Here is a 4,825-nt window from a genome sequence, read left to right on the forward strand (position 1 = left end):
CAACTGTCCGTTGCCCGCCCCGGCCGGTGTCCGTACGCGTGGAGAGTGCCTTGGCGGCCGCCGTCACCAGCCGCGGGCGCGCCACTGCGGCAGCTGCGGGCGCTCGTCGCCGAGTGTGGTGTCGTGACCGTGGCCCGGATAGACCCAGGTCTCGTCGGGCAGGTGATCGAAAAGCTTGGTCTCCACATCGTGGAGCAGGCTCGCGAAGGCCTCGGGGTCCTTGTGGGTGTTGCCGACTCCGCCGGGGAAGAGGCAGTCCCCGGTGAACAGATGCGGAGCGCCGTGCGGGTCGTCGTAGATCAGCGCGATGGAGCCCGGCGTGTGACCGGCGAGATGACGGGCGATCAGGCCGACCCGGCCCACCCGGATCGTGTCGTTGTCGTCGACCATGACATCGGTCGGGACCGGGATGCCCTCGGCGTCGTACCGCCCGGCGAACGTACGCGCGCCGGTGGCCGCCACCACCTCGCCGAGCGCCTGCCAGTGGTCGCCGTGCCGATGGGTGGTGACGACGGAGGCGATGCCGTCGTCACCGATCAGCCGTAGCAGGGTCCCGGCCTCGTTGGCCGCGTCGATCAGGAGCTGCTCGCCGGTGGCCCGGCAGCGCAGCAGATAGGCGTTGTTGTTCATCGGGCCGACGGCGACCTTGGAGATCATCAGATCCGTCAACTCGTGTACATCCGCACGTCCGCCGACCTTGACCGCTCCGCTGTACGTCATACGACTCAGCCTATAGCGGGGGTAGTGCGGGAAGGGGTCCGCCTTCGACGGCCAGCGCCGACCCGTCGCGGCGTCCGCAGAGCCAGCCGAGCAGCTCGGGAGCTGTGCCGCGGACCACGACAGGGCCGCCTTCCGCGCCGCCGCCCGTGGTCCAGGACCGGCCGTCGTCCGCGGCCACCGCCGTGGACGCGACCTCCGGGTGCCGGTCGAACCGCTCGGTGAGGAAGTCGATCTCCCGGCCGACGAACTCTTCGGGAAGATCCTCCAGCTCGTAGCCGATGCCCAGGTCGACATGGTGCAGCTCGACCTCGACGCGACGGCGGAAGGGGATCCGGGAGGCCGAATCCGTCACGCCGTTGCGCAGCGTGACCGTACGGGACCAGTCCGCGGGGGCCGAGGCGGCATCCATGAAACGGGCCGCGCTCCCTGCCAGGTCGGCCAGCTGCTCGACCCTCGGCCGGCATGAGCCGCGCTCGATGTCGCGGTCGCGGGTTTCGCTGTCTGCGTACATGGGTCGGCCCTGGAGAACATTTACGATCGCGTCGGCGTTACGACAGAGGTGTGCAACGACATGGCCCCGGCTCCAGCCCGGCAATCGCGACGGCTGGGCGAGCGCGGCATCGTCCAGTTTCCCGGTGGCGCTGAGCAGTCGATCAGTCGCTTCACGTACGGCGTCCAGGTCGTGCGCATGATCAATCATGGTGCCGAGCCTAGCTCCGCCACTCAATCGGGTGAAGGAGTCGGCAGCCGTCCGTAAATCGAATGCGCGTGCTATACGCTCGGAGTCGAAAGCTTCGTACATCGCTGTGGCGCCCCCCGTACCCTGGGACAGCGGCTCAGTTCCCCCATTTCTCTCTAGAAAGGTGCGGACCGGCGTGGCCGACCGTCTCATCGTCCGTGGCGCTCGCGAGCACAACCTCAAGAACGTCTCGCTCGACCTCCCCCGCGACTCCCTCATCGTCTTCACCGGGCTTTCCGGGTCGGGCAAGTCGTCTCTCGCGTTCGACACGATTTTCGCCGAGGGCCAGCGGCGCTACGTGGAGTCCCTCTCCTCGTACGCCCGCCAGTTCCTCGGCCAGATGGACAAGCCGGACGTCGACTTCATCGAGGGCCTCTCGCCCGCCGTCTCCATCGACCAGAAGTCGACCTCGCGCAACCCGCGCTCGACCGTCGGCACCATCACCGAGGTCTACGACTACCTCCGGCTGCTCTTCGCACGGATCGGCAAGCCGCACTGTCCGGAGTGCGGCCGGCCCATTTCGCGCCAGTCGCCGCAGGCCATCGTCGACAAAGTGCTCGGCCTGCCCGAGGGCAGCCGTTTCCAGGTGCTCTCGCCGCTGGTGCGCGAGCGCAAGGGCGAGTTCGTCGACCTCTTCGCCGATCTGCAGACCAAGGGGTACAGCAGGGCCCGGGTCGACGGCGAGACCATCCATCTCTCCGAGCCGCCCAAGCTGAAGAAGCAGGAGAAGCACACCATCGAGGTGGTCATCGACCGGCTCACGGTGAAGGACAGCGCCAAGCGCCGGCTGACCGACTCGGTCGAGACCGCGCTCGGGCTCTCCGGCGGCATGGTCGTGCTCGACTTCGTCGACCTGCCCGAGGACGACCCCGAGCGTGAGCGGATGTACTCCGAGCACCTCTACTGCCCGTACGACGACCTCTCCTTCGAGGAGCTGGAGCCGCGCTCCTTCTCCTTCAACTCGCCCTTCGGCGCCTGCCCCGACTGCACGGGCATCGGTACGCGCATGGAGGTCGACCCGGAGCTGATCGTCCCCGACGAGGACAGGTCGCTCGACGGGGGCGCGATCCACCCCTGGTCGCACGGCCACACCAAGGAGTACTTCGGCCGGCTGATCGGCGCCCTCGCCGAGGCCCTCGGATTCCGTACGGACATCCCGTGGGCCGGGCTGCCGCAGCGCGCCAAGAAGGCCCTGCTCTTCGGCCACAAGATCCAGACCGAGGTCCGATACCGCAATCGGTACGGGCGCGAGCGCGCCTACACCACGCCCGCCTTCGAGGGGGCGGTGCAGTTCGTCAAGCGGCGGCACTCCGAGGCCGAGAGCGACTCCAGCCGGGAGCGCTTCGAGGGCTACATGCGCGAGGTGCCCTGCCCGACCTGTGAGGGCACCAGGCTGAAGCCGATCGTCCTCGCGGTCACGGTGATGGAGAAGTCCATCGCCGAGGTCTCCGCGATGTCGATCAGCGAGTGCGCCGAGTTCCTCGGCCGGATGAAGCTGAACGCGCGCGACAAGAAGATCGCCGAACGGGTGCTGAAGGAGGTCAACGAGCGGCTGAGGTTCCTGGTCGACGTCGGCCTCGACTACCTCTCGCTGAACCGTGCCGCGGGCACGCTGTCCGGCGGCGAGGCACAGCGCATCCGGCTGGCCACCCAGATCGGTTCCGGCCTGGTCGGCGTGCTGTACGTGCTGGACGAGCCGTCCATCGGCCTGCACCAGCGGGACAACCACCGGCTGATCGAGACCCTGGTCCGGCTCCGCGACATGGGCAACACGCTCATCGTCGTCGAGCACGACGAGGACACCATCAAGGTCGCCGACTGGGTCGTCGACATCGGCCCCGGCGCCGGTGAGCACGGCGGCAAGGTGGTCCACTCCGGATCGCTCCGGGAACTGCTGGGCAACGGCGAGTCGATCACCGGCCAGTACCTGACCGGCAAGAAGTCGATCGTGATGCCCGACATCCGGCGCCCCGTCGACCCGACGCGCACCCTCACGGTGCACGGTGCCCGGGAGAACAACCTCCAGGACATCGACGTCTCCTTCCCGCTCGGCGTGCTCACGGCCGTCACGGGCGTCTCGGGCTCCGGAAAGTCGACGCTGGTCAACGACATCCTCTACACCCACCTGGCACGCGAGCTGAACGGTGCCAAGTCGGTCCCCGGCCGGCACACCCGGGTCGACGGCGACGACCAGGTCGACAAGGTGGTGCACGTCGACCAGTCGCCCATCGGCCGTACGCCCCGGTCCAACCCGGCCACGTACACCGGCGTCTTCGACCACGTCCGCAAGCTGTTCGCCGAGACGATGGAGGCGAAGGTGCGCGGCTATCTGCCGGGCCGCTTCTCCTTCAACGTCAAGGGCGGCCGCTGCGAGAACTGCTCCGGCGACGGCACGATCAAGATCGAGATGAACTTCCTGCCGGATGTGTACGTCCCGTGCGAGGTCTGCCACGGAGCGCGCTACAACCGGGAGACGCTGGAGGTCCACTACAAGGGCAAGTCCATCGCCGAGGTGCTGGACATGCCGATCGAGGAGGGCCTGGAGTTCTTCGAGGCCGTCCCGACGATCGCCCGTCACCTCCGTACGCTCCACGAGGTCGGCCTCGGATACGTCAGGCTCGGCCAGTCCGCGCCGACACTCTCCGGCGGTGAGGCACAGCGGGTGAAGCTCGCGAGCGAGCTCCAGAAGCGCTCCACCGGCCGGACGGTCTACGTCCTGGACGAGCCGACCACGGGGCTGCACTTCGAGGACATCAGCAAGCTCATCAAGGTGCTCTCCGGGCTGGTCGACAAGGGCAACTCGGTGATCGTCATCGAGCACAACCTCGACGTGATCAAGACCGCGGACTGGGTCATCGACATGGGCCCCGAAGGGGGTAACGGCGGCGGTCTCGTCGTTGCCGAGGGAACCCCGGAGCAGGTCGCCGGAGTTCCGGCCAGCCACACCGGCAAGTTCCTCCAGGGCATCCTCGATCCGGACCGGGTGAGCGAAGCCGCGGTGCCGGCGGCCCGCAAGCCGGCACGGAAGGTGGTGGCGAAGAAGGTGGTCGCCGCGAAGTCGACCCCGGCCAGGAAGACGGCCACGGCCAGGACGAGCGCGGGTCAGGCCGCCAAGTCGGCCACGGCAAGGACCGACAGGGCGGCCGCCGCGAAGAAGCCCGCGGCGAAGAAGGCGACCCGCGCGCGCAAGGCCTGACGGGCCACCGCCCCGAACAGGGTGGTGGCTTCGACAGGCGACCCGTGCGCGCAAGGCCTGACGGCCCGCGCGTTCAAGTGGCGGCCCCCGGAGCCCGGGGGGCGCCCCCTCGGTCGGTACCGGGGTGGTACGCCCGGAAGGGCCCCCCCCCACACCCCAACGCCCCGCGC

Annotated in this window: 3 protein-coding genes; 1 reads left to right on the forward strand and 2 read right to left on the reverse strand. The window is 68.7% G+C overall.

The features are described 5' to 3' along the window. Positions 1-63: 63 nt before the first annotated feature. The gene (locus tag ACFU8Q_RS39150) at positions 64-720 is read right to left on the reverse strand and encodes an MBL fold metallo-hydrolase (RefSeq protein ID WP_384464276.1); all 657 of its coding nucleotides are present in this window, start codon (positions 718-720) and stop codon (positions 64-66) included. Between the two features lie 10 nt (positions 721-730). Beyond that, the gene (locus ACFU8Q_RS39155; RefSeq protein ID WP_384464278.1) at positions 731-1,420 is read right to left on the reverse strand and encodes a maleylpyruvate isomerase family mycothiol-dependent enzyme; all 690 of its coding nucleotides are present in this window, start codon (positions 1,418-1,420) and stop codon (positions 731-733) included. 175 nt (positions 1,421-1,595) lie between these two features. On the opposite strand from ACFU8Q_RS39155, the gene uvrA reads away from it, so the two are divergent. Then, a complete protein-coding gene (gene uvrA / locus ACFU8Q_RS39160) occupies positions 1,596-4,655 on the forward strand; it encodes an excinuclease ABC subunit UvrA (protein ID WP_384464281.1) in 3,060 nt (1,019 codons plus the stop codon). Positions 4,656-4,825 lie beyond the last annotated feature (170 nt).

The organism is Streptomyces sp. NPDC057543 (assembly GCF_042801895.1).
GTDB lineage: Bacteria > Actinomycetota > Actinomycetes > Streptomycetales > Streptomycetaceae > Streptomyces.